Raw genomic sequence first — 16,118 nt, 5'->3', positions numbered from 1 at the left:
AGCAATCCGATGATCAATGATAAGGAATCAGCTAAATCAAGAGATGAGATACTTGCCGAGAGCAAATCGAAGCTTTCCGAGAAGAAACTGGCATTGCTGGAGAAGCTGAAAGGCTCAAAACTGGAGACGAAAAAGACTGGGATTCCGCGGCGTTCAAGAGAGGGCTTCGTGCCCCTCTCTTTTGCCCAGCAGAGACTATGGTTTTTAGACCAGTTGGTACCAAACAGTCCTGCTTATAATGTGGTGGCAGCCTTCCATCTATCGGGTGAGCTTCACACGGACATCATGGAGCGGTGCGTTAATGAGATAGTGAAGCGCCATGAAGCCCTGCGAACCACCTTTCAAGTCGCAAATGGAGAGCCGTATCAGCTAATTGCTCCTGTCTTGCAAATTCCTTTTCCCATCGTCGATCTTACAGGACATCCCGAGGCGGAGAGGGAGGATGAGTTTCGCCGACTCGCTAAAGAGGAAAGCATGTATGTTTTCGATCTAACCAAGGGACCCTTGTTGCGTGTTACTTTATTCAAACTTGGCGAGGATTTGAATATTCTACTTTTGAACGTTCACCATATCATCATTGACGGATGGTCAGTCGGGGTTTTCTTCAGAGAAATGGTTCTGCTTTATCAGGCCTATCTCGCGGGTAAGCCTTCCCCATTGCCTGAGCTTCCGATCCAGTATGCTGATTTTTCAAGCTGGCAGCGGGAGTGGCTTCAAGGAGAAGTGCTGGAGAAACAGCTTTCTTACTGGAGAGAAACCCTTGGAAAAGATAGTAGCGTGTTAGAACTGCCAGTAGACCGTACAAGACCGCCTATCCAAACGTTTCAAGGAGGGAGCCTAAAACTACAAATTCCCTCTTCCCTTTCACATGCCATAAAAGCGCTGTGCGAGCAAGAAAATGCCACGCTGTATATGGTCATGATCACCGCGTTAAAGATATTGTTGCACCGTTACAGCGGGCAAAATGATATCCGGGTGGGAGTGCCCGTAGCGAACCGCAACCGCGTGGAAATGGAGAATCTGGTCGGCTTTTTTGTAAATACGTTGGTCCTCAAAACAGATGTTTCCGGCAATCGTAGCTTTAGAGAGCTGTTGTCATGTGTGAGAGAAACGGCGAACAGCGCATACAGGCATCAAGATGTACCGTTTGAACGACTAGTGGATGAATTGCAGCCTGAGCGTAATATGAGTCAAAATCCACTGTTTGAAGTCTGCTTTGTGTTGCAGAACTTTCCTATGCCGAAAAAATCGGACATGTCTGCATTAGGCTTTTCCTTGGTCAAATTTGAAGAGTTCCGTAACAACACATCCAAGTTTGATCTCTGGATTCAGGTTGTAGAAAAAGGGGATATCTTTGACCTAGACGTTGAGTTCAACTCCGATATTTTTAATGAATCAACAATCAGTCGCATGTTAGAAAGCTTTACAATCGTGCTGGCAAGCATTGTTGCGAATCCGAACAAGCCGATTTCAGATTTGCCGATTTTGACCGCTGCTGAAGAGCAAAAGCTGTTGGTTGAATGGAACGATACGAAGACGTACTACCCACAGCAAGATAGGTGCCTTCATGAAATGATCGAAGCGCAGGCTGCCAAAACACCAGATGCGCCAGCCGTTATTTTTGAAGAGGCGCTACTCACTTACAAGGAATTGGATCAACGGGCGAATCAACTGGCTAACTATCTCCGAAAACAGGGCGTAAGAGCGGAAACGCTTGTGGGCATTTATATGGAGCGCTCCTTTGAGATGGTCATTGGGCTGTTAGGTATCCTCAAAGCAGGCGGCGCCTACGTTCCCCTAGATCCAAGCTATCCGCAAGATCGGGTTGCCTTTATGATCACGGATGCGAATCCTTCTTTCCTCTTGACTGCGAAAGGGCTGATGAACACGCTCCCTGAATACGATGGACAACTAATTTGCCTCGATTCAGATTGGGAGACAATCAGCATGGAGAGCCATGTGGCGTCTGCAAGCGGAGTCAACAGCGACAATTTGGCGTACATGATTTACACCTCAGGTTCTACTGGTAAGCCAAAAGGTGCGATGAATGCTCATCGCGGTATCGTCAACAGACTTTTATGGATGCAGGAACAATATCAGCTGAATGAAACCGATCGGGTAATGCAAAAGACGCCTTTCAGCTTTGATGTGTCAGTATGGGAATTTTTCTGGCCGTTAATGACGGGCGCCTGCATGGTAGTAGCTCGTCCAGAAGGTCACAAAGATACGACCTATCTGGCCCGTCTGATCAAAAAAGAGAAAATCACCACCATGCACTTTGTTCCTTCGATGCTTCAAGTATTCCTGGAGGAGACGGAAATTAGCGGCTGCGAAACGATGCGACGAGTCATTTGCAGTGGGGAAGCCTTATCTTATTCAACGCAGGAGCGCTTTTTCGAGTGTCTCGATGCGGAATTACACAACCTTTATGGTCCTACAGAAGCGGCGATTGATGTCACGTACTGGGTATGTCAAAAAGGAAGCAAACTTAGATCCGTGCCGATTGGACGTCCCGTGGCGAACACCCAAATCTATCTGTTAGACGAGCACTTGAATCCTGTTCCCGTCGGTGTTGCTGGAGAGCTACACATCGGTGGTGTGCAACTGGCTCGCGGATACTATAACCGACCTGAGCTGACAGAAGAAAAATTCATCCCTGATCCATTCAGCAATAAAGAGGGAGCACGCCTTTATAAAACAGGTGACTTGGCACGTTACATGTCGGATGGAACAATCGAGTATCTGGGCCGAATTGATTTTATGGTCAAATTAAGAGGGTTCCGTATCGAGTTGGGTGAGATTGAAGCTGTATTAGATGAGCATCCACATGTACAAAAAGCGGCTGTGATCGTTCATGAATCCGAGCAGAGACCAGGGCATAAGCAGTTGGTATCTTATATCGTGCCAGATTCACAGTCCAAGGAAAAATTGAAAACGGCAACAGAAGAAGAAGCACTTCCTGCGGAACAGGTATCAGAATGGCAGGATGTCTTTGATAAAGCCTATGATGATGAAAATAAATATGAGGCCGATTTCAACATTACCAGCTGGAACAGCAGTTATACGGGTCAGCCTCTTCTAGCGGAAGAAATGCGTGAATGGGTCAATTCGACGGTTGATCGTATCCTTGCCTTGCAACCGAAAAAGGTACTCGAAATCGGGTGCGGAACAGGCCTGTTGTTATCCCGAATTGCGCCTCATTGTGAACAATATTGGGGAACGGATTTTTCGTCGATGGCGTTGGATTATATTACTGCGAATCTGATCAACCAAAGAGAGGATTTATCCAATGTCACTCTGCGTAAGAGCTATGCGGATGATTTTAGTGGACTAAAGGGACAGAAGTTCGATGTGATCGTGCTCAACTCTGTCGTGCAGTATTTCCCAGATGCGAGCTACCTGTTGGATGTGCTGAAAAAAGCCATACACGCCATGAATGACAAAGGAGCAATCTTTGTCGGTGATGTTCGTAATCTCTCTTTACTGCAAACCTTCCTTACTGAGGTGGAGATGGAAAAGTCACCAGCGACGTTGACCACCGATCAATTGCAGCGCCGCGTGCAGAAGCGAATGAGACAAGAGCAGGAGCTGGTTATAGATCCAGCCTTTTTCTATGCGCTTCAAGAGCAGCTGCATCAAATCAGCCATGTAGAAATCAAGTTGAAGCGTGGAAGTCATCATAATGAATTAACTCGCTATCGTTATGATGTGGTTCTTCATCTCGGCAAAAAAGTGCAGCCAATAGAGGACTTTTCATGGCTGGATTGGCATGAGGAGCGATTCCAAAATATTGATGGACTTCGTCAAATCATGACCAAGTATAAACCGCAAATCTTAGGTCTTACGAATATCCCTAATCTGCGGTTGGACAGGGCGAATCGATACCAGTCATTGCTTGCTGACAGAGATGTTCTCAAAACGGTGGAAGAACTGAGAACGGATCAGAACCATCCAGGCACTGGAATAGACCCTGAGGACCTTTGGAAGTTGGGAGCTGAGCTTCGATACAGTGTGGATATCGCTTGGATGGGTGATAGAGAGGATGGCAGCTATGAAGCTGTGCTCAGACCTGAGCATTTACTCGAAAAAAGACAGCGTAACACAGTGGTCACCGCATGGCATCGTCCAGCGAAAAACTACCAGCCGATCGAAACGTATGCGAACGATCCTTTGACAGACAGAGTTGCTCGCCAGTTCATTCCAGAGCTGCGCAGTTATTTACGGGATAAGCTGCCAGATTACATGGTTCCGTCTATCTTTGAGTTTATCAAGGAAATGCCAGTGAACATGAATGGAAAATTGGATCGCAAAGCGCTTCCTACGCCGCTTATGGAAGTGCCAGAGATGGAGGGAGATTTTGTACCACCGACGACGGAGACGGAAAAAATTCTTGCCGATGTCTGGGCTGAAATACTGGGCTTGGATAAGGTTGGCATACATAATAGCTTCTTCGGATTAGGTGGCGACTCCATTCATACCATTCGAGTGGTTGCGAGAGCAAAACAACACGGTTTGGAATTAACTCCACAGCAAATTTTCCAATTCCAGACCATAGCTGAACTGGCAGAGGTTGCAGGTGAGGCTTCCACCCAAAATGCGAAGCGAACTACAACAGTAGTAGAGTTACCAACTCTTGAGAAACATCAGCTGGATAGCATAAAAGTAGACAATCCATACATGGAGGATGTATATCCGCTGACGATTATGCAAGAGAATATGCTTTATCGATACAAACATCATCCAGAGCCTGGTTTGAATGTGGTTCATCATGCTTTTCGCATAGAGGGAGGCCCTTTCCATGTATCTGCTTTTGAGCAGGCATGGCAGCATCTCATCCAACAATTCCCTGCATTGCGAACCTCCTTCATCTGGGAAGAGCTGGATGAACCGATGCAGATCGTGCATGAGAAAGTGGATATCCACATCAAACTGGAAGATTGGCGTAGCATTCCGGAAGAAAATCAACATGAACAATTGCAATCCTATATTCAAAAGCTGAGACAACAAGGATTTGAGATGGGTCAAGCACCACATGCGCATCTTGCTCTGCTTCAAGTAGGAGAGGATGTCTACTACTTTATTTATGTCTTCAACCTGATGTTGCAGGATGGCTGGAGCTATACGTTGATCGTTAAGAGACTATTCGAATATTATCAAGCGTTTTCCCAAGGGAAGGCGATTGATATTGTTCCTGTATATCCTTACCGGGATTATGTTGCGCTACAAAAACAGCAGGACTTAACAGATGCCGAGCTGTTTTGGAAGAAGAATCTGAATGGAATGACCAGCTCCACTCTTGAATGGGCGCAAACGAGCAGGAATAATATTTCTGCCGAAGAGCCTCCCTATTCTCAAGAAAGGTTCATCGTATCGCCAGAAGTCTCCGCGGCGCTGTTATCCTTGTCCAAGAAGTACCATCTGACGCCGTATACATTGGTACAAGGGGCTTGGGCATTGCTGCTCCATCATTACAGCGGCAAGGAAGACGTTGTATTTGGTACGATCTTTTCCGGCCGCAGCATAGCGATGATGGAAGTCGAGCATTCTGTCGGGCTTTTCTTCAATATTCTGCCCATTCGCGTGAGCATCGAGCAAAACATGAGGTTCTTGTCTTGGCTCCAAAACATGCAGTCCAAGGTAGTAGAGACGAGTCAGTACGAATACACGCCGCTGAAAAATATATACGAGTGGTGCGATATTCCACGAGATCGTCTTTTATTTGACAGCTATCTGGTAAGCGAACAGCTCCCAGATTTCTCTTCTGTCTTTAGAGGTTTTAATGATGTCCTCGGAGCTACCATCTATGATTCCATCGCTCAGACGGAGCATCCATTACGAGTGGAAATCCTTTTCTATGAACAAGTGCTAGTCCTGCATATCAACTATTATCGACGTTTCTTCAACGATAAGGAGATTAGCAGTATGCTGCAACACTTGAATGCTCTTTTAGAAGGATTGGTAGCAAACCCAGAGCAAAAGGTAAGCGAGCTAGTCCAAGTTATAAAGTATCATCCCCAACACTAAATTTGCGAACAAGAGGAGAGGTTAGTATGTGTGGAATTGTGGGATGGCTTGATTGGGATGACGATTTGTCATCCCAGCATGCTATTTTGCACAAAATGGCTCAAGCGATCCAACATCGCGGGCCAGACGAAGAGGGATATTGGTTGTCTCCCCGGGCAGCGATTGCGCATCGGCGCCTGATCGTGATCGACCCAGAAGGCGGCAAGCAGCCAATGATCTACCGAGAAGGAGATCAGACGTGCGTCTTATCGTTTAATGGCGAAATCTATAATTATTTGGAACTGCGCCGCCAATTAGAGATGCTTGGACACTTCTTTCAAACCAATTCTGACACGGAAGTATTACTGCACGCTTTTTTGGAATGGAGAGAGGAATGTGTCCGTCATCTCAATGGAATTTTTGCATTTGCCATTTGGGACGAAAAAAATCATCAATTGTTTTTAGCGCGTGACCACTTGGGTGTAAAACCATTATTTTATTGCCAACGAGGGAGCTCGTTCTTGTTCGGCTCCGAACTGAAAGCCTTGCTCGCCCATCCAAAAGTGAAGCCTGAAGTAGAAGCGGATGGGTTAGCAGATATTATCGGACTCGGTCCAGCTAGAACGCCTGGATTTGGCATTTTCCGCAATGTACATGAGGTTCGAGCTGGGCATTGTGTAACAGTCACGAAGGAGCAAATCAGGACAAGGCCATACTGGAAACTTGAGAGCAAGGTGCATACCGATGATATGGATACAACGACAGAAAGAATACACGCACTGTTACAAGACACGGTACAACGCCAGTTAATCTCTGACCTGCCTTTAGTTAGTATGCTGTCTGGCGGTTTGGACTCTAGTGGCTTGGTGGCTTTAGCTGCTGAAGAGCTAAGTAAAAAAGGGAAGACGTTGCAAACCTATTCGGTTGATTTTGTTGACAATGATCAGCATTTTGAAGAAGGCTTGCTGCACATTAGCTTGGATGCGCCATGGGCAAAATCCGTCTCAGAGCATGTACAAACGAGGCATCAAGAGATTACCTTTAACGCCCAAGATCTGATTACTCATTTTCATATGCCGTTGAGAGCGCGTGATCTCCCGGGATTAGGGGAGACGGATACCTCGCTCTATTTGTTCTGCCGGGAAATGAAGAAAAAAGCGACCGTCTCGCTATCAGGTGAATCGGCAGACGAAGTGTTTAACGGGTACCCTTGGTTTCAGAAAGAGAAATTCTTGAATTCAGGCAAATTCCCTTGGATGGAGCATGACGGATGGAGTTCATTTTTAAATGAAGAAGCCATCGAAAAGATTCGCCCACAAGAATATCTTCGAAGACGGTATGAAGAAGGGATTGCAGAGGTACACCCTTTGGAAGGGGAGACAGCATTGGAAGCTCAACAGCGCAAAATGTCGTACCTCTTTATCACGCGTTTTCTTCCGTTGCTATTGGATCGCAAGGATCGAATGAGCATGTATACGGGGTTTGAAGTACGTGTTCCCTATTGTGATTACCGTCTGGTTGAATATTTATGGAATGTTCCATGGAAAGTAAAAAATATTGATCAAATCGAAAAAGGCTTGCTTCGTAGAGCGTACAAAGGATATTTGCCGCATGAAGTATTGTACCGCAACAAAAGCGCATATCCGATGACCTATCACCCAGAGTATTACCATGCGATTTTGGACCATATGAAACAAATTTTAGCGAACCCTAATTCGCCTCTACTACCATTGATTAATAAGTCTGTGATTCAATTTGTACTAGATGGAAAAGCACCTATGAATCTAGCTCAATCAACGAAGCTGATCGAATACCTCGTCCAAATAAATATGTGGTTAGAGGAATACAAGGTTTCCATTCGATAGAAGCCCTAAGATTTGCTGATAAAAAGGACAGTCAGGATGCTTATTCCTGACTGTTTTTCTTTCAAAAATTGTAGTTGAAGGGATGTGTAGGAAATGAATGTCAGTGAGGCAAATCAGAATATGGCAATCCCACAACGACTGCCTGCAAACGGAAGTGACAGGTTTAATTACATGGTTAGCTATCTTTCCGATTGCCAACTTCAAATGGTGCTGGAAATGGACGGACAGGTGAATCAACAGCGATTGCTTCAAGCGATGGAGGCAAGCACCATTGCGGAACCTATCATTGGTTGCCGTTTTATAAAAGATCCAGTCCGCCCCTATTGGGAGCGACGCAGCGATTTGGCGTCAAGCGGTTGGTGTTCCTTGCAACTTCTCAGTGAGTCCGATTCCGAAGAGAAAGCCATACAGGAGTGGCTGTCGAGCCCAATAGACATCGATGCTGATGCGATGGTCAAAATTCGCATTCTGCGGACCTCGACCAAAGATATCATTTGCATCAAATTGAATCATTTATGCAGTGATGGTGCAGGATTGATAGAGTATGTTCACCTGCTAGCTTCGCTATATAGTGAGCTTGCCAAAAACCCTCGCTACGTTCCCGAGTCAAACCCTGAGGGTAGGGATCAGAGCCGTTTGTTCAAGGAGATGGGTATTCCAAATGGCGGGATGCAGCAAGCTCCAGAACCCCAGGGACCAACACTTCCTTTTACGCCTGGAGAACCAGCTAAAAGGAGACAAGCCATTCGCAGAATTCCGCGCGAAGAGTGGCTAGAGCTGGCGCAAGGATTTAAACAAAAAGGGTTTACAGTAAATGATGTGTTATTGGCTGGCTACATGCGAGCTTTATATCAACAAATAGAGAATGTTCCAGCTGAGCAGGTCAAAGTCATGGTGACGGTTAATGTAAGAAAATTCTTACCCACGGGCAAGGCGGACGCGATTTACAACTTGTCTGGTGTTGTTCACGCCTCCATGAATCAAGCAGCAGGGACATTTGCAGATAAGGTGAAAGAAGTGGCGGAATTCATGAAGAGTCAACGCGATAACAAAGAGATTCTGCATGATGCGGTAAACACGTTTGCCTTTGTGGAAAATTTTGAGTTTCAACAGACATTGAAGATCATACAGGATGTAAGAAAACAAATCGTAGCAGATAGAAATAGCACGCCAATATTATCAAATTTTGGTATGATTGGTACTAGTCAGATAGCATTCGATGATGTGAAAGTCGCAGGTGCGTACATCGTATCGCCAGCCTATTACGCACCAGGATTGATGCTTGGAGTCAGTACGTATCAAGATTGCATAACCCTCAACATTTCCTTCTTTGAATCGAACACAGACATTGGGTTAATAGAAAAACTCCTGGATACCATGGTAGAAGAAATCAAGTCATACCGAGAGTAGCCAGCTTACAGCAATTACCTACCCATTTAGATAAGGAGTGAATGAAATGAATAAAGTAGTATTCCCTAATGAAATATCAGGTGCCGAGAATCTGCAACAACAGTTCGAACCCTACGGCTGGTATGCAGAAATGAGAAAAAATAGCCCGGTACATTACGACGAAAAGCAACAGGTTTGGAACGTATTTCTGTATTCGGATGTAGAGCGTGTGCTGACCGATTATCACCTCTTTTCAAGCGATACAGGCAAACGAATCGCTGGTTCCCTCGCATTGAAAGAAAAGGGGATCACAGAGATGGACCCGCCTGATCACGGAAAAAGGAGGGCTCTCTATACAAAGGCATTCTCAACAAGAACACTCCAGGAGTGGGAGCCGCGAATTCAAGAAATTTCACGTCATTTGCTAGAGGAAGTAAAAGAAAAGCAAAGCATCAAAATTTTAGGTGATCTCGCAACCCCGATGCCGGTAATTGTCATTGCCGATTTGCTCGGTGTACCGTCCAGTGATTGGATGCTGTTCAAACAATGGTCCGATGTTCTCATCTCTTCCGGGACCCGCGAAACGTATGAGGATATTAACCTCAAAAAGGAAGAAATCATGAAGGAAATGGCCGTTTATCTCTCTCCGATCATTCAAGAAAAAAGAGAGAACCCGGCAAAAGATTTCCTTTCCGATTTAACGCAAACAGAATATAAAGGCCAAAAACTATCTGACCGCGAGATTATTGATATTGCAATCAGCTTGCTGCTTGCCGGAAATGTAACGACAAGTACGCTCTTGTTTAGTGTTTTCTACTGCTTTTTACTGGATCGACCAGGCGTATATCGTGAATTAAGAGAGAATCCGCAACTGGTAGATCAAGCAATCGAGGAAGTATTGCGCTTCCGTCCGCCAGCACAGGTTTTGATGCGCAAGGTTCAAGAAGATACGGATATGTTCGGAAGTCTGATGAAAAAAGGCGAAATCGTCATGGCATGGCTCGGTTCTGCCAATCGTGATGAAAATACTTTTGCACAGGGAGATCAATTCGATATCCATCGACCTAATAGCAACAAGCATTTATCCTTTGGAAAGGGCTGCCACTTATGCCTGGGCGCACCACTATCCAGGCTGGAAGCAAAGGTGATGCTAACAGAAATGATCAAGTGCTACTCAGACATCTCAATCGGCGGCTTTGACAACGATCTGATCCTCAATGTAACGAGAGGCTAATCCTATCGTTTGCCCGTTTTCGTTTCTAAAAAAGCAGTTGAGCAGGAAGGTTATCCCTGTTCAACTGCTTTTTTTATTTGGAGAGAAGGAAAATAGAATTCCATACTTTTCAATACTTATCTTTCCGAATCAACAAATAAACAATCAACCCTATAAGCGGAAAAAACAAGGAAGCAACAAGCCCGATGATAGCGAATTCCTTGCTATTCCCTCGTCTCCTTGCATCGCGGTATACCCAAATACTGATGACAATGTTAATGATGTTTAAAAATAAGATTATTAGTAACGGGAGGAACACAATAAAGCTAGAGGGAGCATCGCCTACTTGAACCAAAGGATCACCTGCTTTTAAATGTTTTCAAGACTTTCCCAATTATATAAAAGGATGAGGGAATTGTGAAATCTATTTATGAGCCATTTTCGTAACGATCACCGGGATGGAAACTTCCCCCGAACCTCCTCCAAAAAAGCCTGCACCGCCGGGGACAAATAACGATTTTTCATATACGCCAAATAAACCGTCCGCTCCAACGCAGGCGAATCAATCGTTTTCCGAACAAGCGAAGCATCTGTTGATCCAGACAAATAGTTCTCCGGGATAATCGTAACCCCGAGATTCTCCCTCACTAACGTTAACGCGGTTTCAAATCGCTCAATCTCAAATTTGATTTGCGGGTTGACTTGTTCAAACGAAAAGGCCGTTAGAATATCCTCCCTCGTCTGAAATCCCTCTGTACTAATGATGAATGGCTCACTAGCTAAGTCTTTCAATCGAACCGATTCCTTTTGCGCAAGTGGATGATCCTTGTGCAGCACCAGCATTAAGCGCTCATCATACAGGGGAAATAATTCGATATCTTCTTCATCGATGAATTGGTTGGTTATGAGTAAATGCGTATGATACTTCCGCAGTGATTCCTTTACAGCTTTCCCGCTCAACACCTCGATTAGCTTGATGTTAATAGAGGGAAAACGCCCCTGATATCCGCGAATGACTTTTGGAATCCAATGCTTCACGGACTCAATGATGCCGATGATGAGATCTCCGCTGCCAGTCAGCTTTACTTCTTCCATCTCTTTTTTCAACATGTTCATTTGGGAAAGAAGCAACAACGATTTCTGATACAAAATTTTACCAGCATCCGTCAATTCCATTTTTCTTGTGTTTCTCTCGAGCAGTGGAGAGCCGACTTCTTGCTCCAGATTTTTAATCGCATTACTTAAGGAAGGCTGTGAAATATGCAGTTTTTGTGCGGCTTTGGAGTAGCTCAACTGATCACAAACTGTCACAAAATAGTGCAAATGTTTGATGTCCAACTGGATCGCCTACCCTTATTTATAGCTTTAAGCTATCAATTTATTTAAATTATATATTAGAAATAATAAGTTTGTCATTATATAATCAATAAACAAAAGGTTCAGAAAGGATGAATAGCTTGCCAAAGAATGTATCAGCAGATTTGTGGACCGGCCGGACTGACCATACGGAGAGACGAAGCAGTTTTCGCTATCATCAGATTGTAGAAATAACGGACTTGGATATATTGCAAGCTGCTAAGGATCGTACAGTCGCCATCATTGGGTTTGAATGTGAAGAGGGAGTGAGGCGCAATCAAGGACGATTAGGTGCAGCCAAAGCTCCAAACGCAATTCGGCAAGCGCTTGCAAGCCTTCCTTGGAAGGTGGAGGAAGGAAAACGGATTGTTGATGTGGGGAATGTTGCTTGTCCAAACGAAGAGCTAGAAGCTGCCCAGGAAGAATTGGGGAACGCCGTCTCTGCAATCTTTTCCAAAGCTATGACGCCCATTATTTTAGGCGGAGGCCATGAGACATTGTATGGACATTACCTAGGTGTCCGAAAGCATATTGGAAAAGAGTCTTCCTTGGGAATCATCAATATTGACGCTCACTTCGATCTGCGTTCCTATGAAGTTCAGCCTTCATCGGGGACGATGTTTCGGCAAATACTAGAGCATGACAAAAATAGCAGCTATTTTGTGATGGGGATTCAGCGTTTCGGAAATACGCAGGAGCTATTTGATAAAGCAGACGAGCTCGGTGTCCGTTATGTGTATGAAGAAGAGATGACAGACGCAAGAATGGATGAAATTACTTTATCTGTAAGCGAATTCATCGAAAAACACGATCATGTCATGCTAACGCTATGTACAGATGTTTTAAACGCAGCTTTTGCACCGGGAGTAAGTGCTCCATCTCCTTTTGGCCTAACACCAATGGTTGTTCGTACTTTGATCCGTACCGTTGCCGCTCATAAGAAAACGCTTTCTTTTGATATTTGTGAAGTGAATCCGATTTTAGATGAAAACGGAAGAACAGTAAAGTTAGGTGCTTACTTGACGAATGAAGCCATCATGGGATTACTAGAGAACTAAGGGGAGACAACTATGACGTTAGCACTTAATCAAGTAACGACGATTTTTCTCGCAGTAGCACTTCTCGTATTAGGTACATTCCTCGTAAGAAAGGCTAGTTTCTTGCAAAAGTTTTGTATCCCGGCACCAGTGGTTGGGGGCTTGTTGTTCGCTGTCATTGCAACGGCTTTGAAAGCGACCGGAATTTTACAAATTACATTGGATACTTCCTTGCAAAGCTTGTTCATGCTCACGTTCTTTACTACCGTTGGATTGGGAGCGAGCTTCAAGCTGATCAAGCTTGGCGGTAAGCTGCTCGTTATTTACTGGATCGCCTGTGGATTTCTGGCTTTGGCACAAAACGTAATCGGTGTGTCTTTGGCTTCAGTATTCGGCATTCATCCATTGATCGGGATGATGGCAGGGGCTGTTTCCATGGAAGGTGGACATGGAGCGGCTGGCGCTTTTGGACAAACGCTTGAGGACATGGGCATTCAATCTGCGTTGGCGGTTGGGATCGCAGCAGCTACCTTTGGTCTCGTAGCAGGGGGCTTGGTTGGCGGACCCACTGTGAAATATTTGATTACCAAATACGATCTGAAGCCGACGGAAACGGAAGAAGTAGTAGAGACAGTAGAAGAAAAAGGACAACCAATTAACTCGAATACCTTCTTCATCCAAGTCCTGTTGATTACATTCTGTATGGCATTGGGAACGTATTTGGGAGAGCTGTTCTCGACTGCAACTGGATTCGTTTTGCCAGGTTATGTGGGAGCGATGTTTGTAGCGGTGATTGTCCGTAACATCGTAGACAAGCTCAATCCAAAGGCAATCGACATGAAGAGCATCAACCTGATCAGTGACGTGACGCTCGGAATCTTCCTGTCCATGGCACTGATGAGTATTAAGCTGTGGGAAGTTGCAGATCTTGCGCTTCCAATGCTAGTCACCGTGTTTGTTCAAGTAGTATTCATCGTTTTGTTTGGGATTTTCGTCCTGTTCCGTTTGCTTGGCAAAAACTACGACGCCGCAGTCATGGTCGCAGGCTTTACAGGACATGGTCTGGGCGCTACACCAAACGCAATGGCGAATATGGCGGCAGTAACAGGAAGATTTGGTCCTTCGAGAAAAGCATACCTAGTCGTTCCGATCGTAGGTGCCTTCCTGATTGACGTGTTCGCGATGCCGATCATTATTACCACGATTAATTTGTTTAAATAAAGACGATTCAAAAATCCCTTCATGCTGGAGAAAGTCGAGCTGGAGGGATTTTTTGTGCTTATGTTCACTCTGGCCTACTATCTACGCCTAGAATTCTACAAATAATAGAAAGAAAAGGAAATAATTTCTTGACTGTTCGCATCTTGTTCGTATATATTTATATAAGAACGTACGTTCTTGTTTTGGTATCTTTGCAAATACAATTTCACCCAAAAACACAAATTTCAGGGTGGAGATGTGGAATTCCGGTTTGGTAAGAGACAGCAGGAAGGGGCTGAAAAGGGGCATCAACTCCGAGGCAAATTTGAGGCACTGGTGCAGAGCCAAAGTTTGCACAAGTAGAAGCTAATACAAAATTATTTATTTTATTTTTGCGAAAATTGTAACCTATTGTCATTTTTTGCGTATTAATTGGCAGAAACAACCAAAAAGTAGAAAATGTGGAGGGAAGAAGAATGAGAGAACTTCATGCTGATGTGGTAATTATTGGGGGAGGTACTGGTGGCTGCGCAGCAGCACTGGCAGCAGCAAAATCAGGAAAATCAGTCATTATGACGGAAGAAACCGATTGGATTGGCGGTCAATTTACGAGCCAAGCGGTACCGCCAGATGAGCATCCATGGATCGAACAGTTTGGTTGCACGCGAAGCTATCGTACATTCCGTGACAGCGTGCGTGACTATTATCGCAACCATTATCCAATGACGGCAGAAGCACGTGTCATCCCGAATCTTGACCCTGGTAATGGTTCCGTAAGTCGACTTTGCCATGAACCAAAAGTAGCGCTCGCTGTTTTTTATCAGATGCTTGCTCCTTATATTAATAGTGGTAGACTTACTATTCTGACGAATCACAAGCTGCATGCCGTTCGCATGGCTGGCGATAACGTACTGTCGATCACAGTAGAAGATCAGAAGCATCATGATTTTCATGAACTGGTAGCACCTTATTTCTTGGATGCGACAGAATGTGGAGATGTGCTCCCACAAGCCGGCGTTGAATACGTACTTGGCGCTGAATCAGTCGATCAAACAGGGGAGCCAAATGCTGTTGTCGGGCCGCCACAGCCAAATGATATTCAGGCGTTTACGTATTGCTTTGCCATGGATTATTTGGAGGGAGAAAATCATACGATTGCCAAACCGGAAACGTATGACTTCTGGCGAAACTACAAAGCAGATTTCTGGCCGGACAAGCTGCTTAGCTGGACAGGCTCCAATCCGCGAAATACTGCTGAATCCGTACGATATGAGCTGTTCCCGGGTACTAAATATTTTCCGCTCTTTACGTATCGTCAGATTGCTGACCCGAAAAACTTCCAAACCGGATTGTACAAGAGCGGCGTAACGACCGTTAATTGGCCGCAAAATGATTACTGGCTCGGTTCGATCATTGATGTGCCAGAGGAAGAGCGTCAGCGTCACCTCTACGGCGGTAAACAACTGAGTCTCTCCCTTCTGTATTGGATGCAAACAGAGGCTCCTCGCCCAGATGGTGGACAAGGGTATCCAGGACTGCGATTGCGCAAGGATGTAATGGGAACAGAGGATGGACTAGCGATGTATCCTTATATTCGTGAATCCCGCCGGATCAAAGCCGAATTCACCGTATTGGAGCAACATGTGAGTGCATTCGTCCGCAATACAGGCAAAGCAGAAGCCTTCCATGATTCCGTTGGGGTCGGCAGCTACCGAATCGACCTGCATCCGAGCACGGCAAACCGCAATTACGTCGATGTGTCTACCTATCCGTTCCAAATTCCGTTGGGCAGCTTAATCCCTGTGCGTGTAAATAACCTGCTGCCAGCGGGCAAAAATCTTGGGGTTACGCATATTACAAATGGATGCTTCCGTCTCCACCCAGTAGAGTGGAACGTCGGTGAAGTAGCTGGCTATTTGACAGCTTATTGCTTGCAATATGGCCTGACTCCACGCGCTGTCCGAAATACTCCTGATGAGCTGAAAAAGTTCCAAGCTTTCTTGTACGCGGAAGGCGTAGAGTATTTCTGGCCAACGATGTACGCAGTGTAAGCAG

At 45.2% G+C, this 16,118-nt stretch carries 9 protein-coding genes; 7 read left to right on the top strand and 2 right to left on the bottom strand.

Annotated elements, in window-relative coordinates; translation table 11 throughout:
• Positions 1-9: 9 nt before the first annotated feature.
• From ACFVS2_RS09455 to ACFVS2_RS09440, 4 genes are all read left to right on the top strand, one after another.
• On the top strand, positions 10-6,024 hold the full coding sequence (locus ACFVS2_RS09455) for an amino acid adenylation domain-containing protein (RefSeq protein WP_390233255.1): 6,015 nt from the start codon (positions 10-12) through the stop codon (positions 6,022-6,024).
• A 26-nt stretch (positions 6,025-6,050) separates the two neighbouring features.
• The gene (asnB, locus tag ACFVS2_RS09450) at positions 6,051-7,868 is read left to right on the top strand and encodes an asparagine synthase (glutamine-hydrolyzing) (RefSeq protein WP_390233253.1); all 1,818 of its coding nucleotides are present in this window, start codon (positions 6,051-6,053) and stop codon (positions 7,866-7,868) included.
• A 93-nt stretch (positions 7,869-7,961) separates the two neighbouring features.
• Positions 7,962-9,278, top strand: a complete 1,317-nt coding sequence (locus ACFVS2_RS09445; protein WP_390233251.1) for a condensation domain-containing protein — start codon at positions 7,962-7,964, stop codon at positions 9,276-9,278.
• Positions 9,279-9,324: 46 nt separating this feature from the next.
• On the top strand, positions 9,325-10,491 hold the full coding sequence (locus tag ACFVS2_RS09440; RefSeq protein WP_173617116.1) for a cytochrome P450: 1,167 nt from the start codon (positions 9,325-9,327) through the stop codon (positions 10,489-10,491).
• Positions 10,492-10,600: 109 nt separating this feature from the next.
• On the opposite strand, the gene ACFVS2_RS09435 is transcribed toward ACFVS2_RS09440, so the two are convergent.
• Together ACFVS2_RS09435 and ACFVS2_RS09430 are read right to left on the bottom strand one after the other, a co-directional pair.
• Positions 10,601-10,825, bottom strand: coding sequence for a hypothetical protein (locus ACFVS2_RS09435; protein ID WP_228088494.1), 225 nt, complete (start codon positions 10,823-10,825; stop codon positions 10,601-10,603).
• Positions 10,826-10,920: 95 nt separating this feature from the next.
• Entirely contained in the window at positions 10,921-11,808 is an 888-nt protein-coding gene (locus tag ACFVS2_RS09430) for a LysR family transcriptional regulator (protein ID WP_173617117.1), read from the bottom strand.
• Positions 11,809-11,918: 110 nt separating this feature from the next.
• On the opposite strand from ACFVS2_RS09430, the gene hutG reads away from it, so the two are divergent.
• From hutG to ACFVS2_RS09415, 3 genes are all read left to right on the top strand, one after another.
• Positions 11,919-12,884, top strand: coding sequence for a formimidoylglutamase (gene hutG, locus ACFVS2_RS09425; protein ID WP_390233248.1), 966 nt, complete (start codon positions 11,919-11,921; stop codon positions 12,882-12,884).
• A 12-nt stretch (positions 12,885-12,896) separates the two neighbouring features.
• Positions 12,897-14,084 (top strand): sodium/glutamate symporter, encoded by a 1,188-nt coding sequence (gene gltS / locus ACFVS2_RS09420; protein WP_173617119.1) that lies wholly within the window; start codon positions 12,897-12,899, stop codon positions 14,082-14,084.
• Positions 14,085-14,539: 455 nt separating this feature from the next.
• Complete coding sequence (locus tag ACFVS2_RS09415) at positions 14,540-16,114, top strand: FAD-dependent oxidoreductase (RefSeq protein WP_390233246.1); 1,575 nt, start codon at positions 14,540-14,542, stop codon at positions 16,112-16,114.
• Positions 16,115-16,118 lie beyond the last annotated feature (4 nt).

The organism is Brevibacillus sp. NPDC058079 (genome assembly GCF_042885155.1).
GTDB lineage: Bacteria > Bacillota > Bacilli > Brevibacillales > Brevibacillaceae > Brevibacillus.
The sequence above is the reverse complement of the archived record's forward strand: the minus strand, read 5'-3'. Positions and strand labels throughout refer to the sequence as shown.

Coding starts and splice junctions, on each gene's coding strand:
- ACFVS2_RS09455 (WP_390233255.1), top strand. CDS start 10: ATGATCAATGATAAGGAATCAGCTAAATCAAGAGATGAGATACTTGCC.
- asnB (WP_390233253.1), top strand. CDS start 6,051: ATGTGTGGAATTGTGGGATGGCTTGATTGGGATGACGATTTGTCATCC.
- ACFVS2_RS09445 (WP_390233251.1), top strand. CDS start 7,962: ATGAATGTCAGTGAGGCAAATCAGAATATGGCAATCCCACAACGACTG.
- ACFVS2_RS09440 (WP_173617116.1), top strand. CDS start 9,325: ATGAATAAAGTAGTATTCCCTAATGAAATATCAGGTGCCGAGAATCTG.
- hutG (WP_390233248.1), top strand. CDS start 11,919: ATGAATAGCTTGCCAAAGAATGTATCAGCAGATTTGTGGACCGGCCGG.
- gltS (WP_173617119.1), top strand. CDS start 12,897: ATGACGTTAGCACTTAATCAAGTAACGACGATTTTTCTCGCAGTAGCA.
- ACFVS2_RS09415 (WP_390233246.1), top strand. CDS start 14,540: ATGAGAGAACTTCATGCTGATGTGGTAATTATTGGGGGAGGTACTGGT.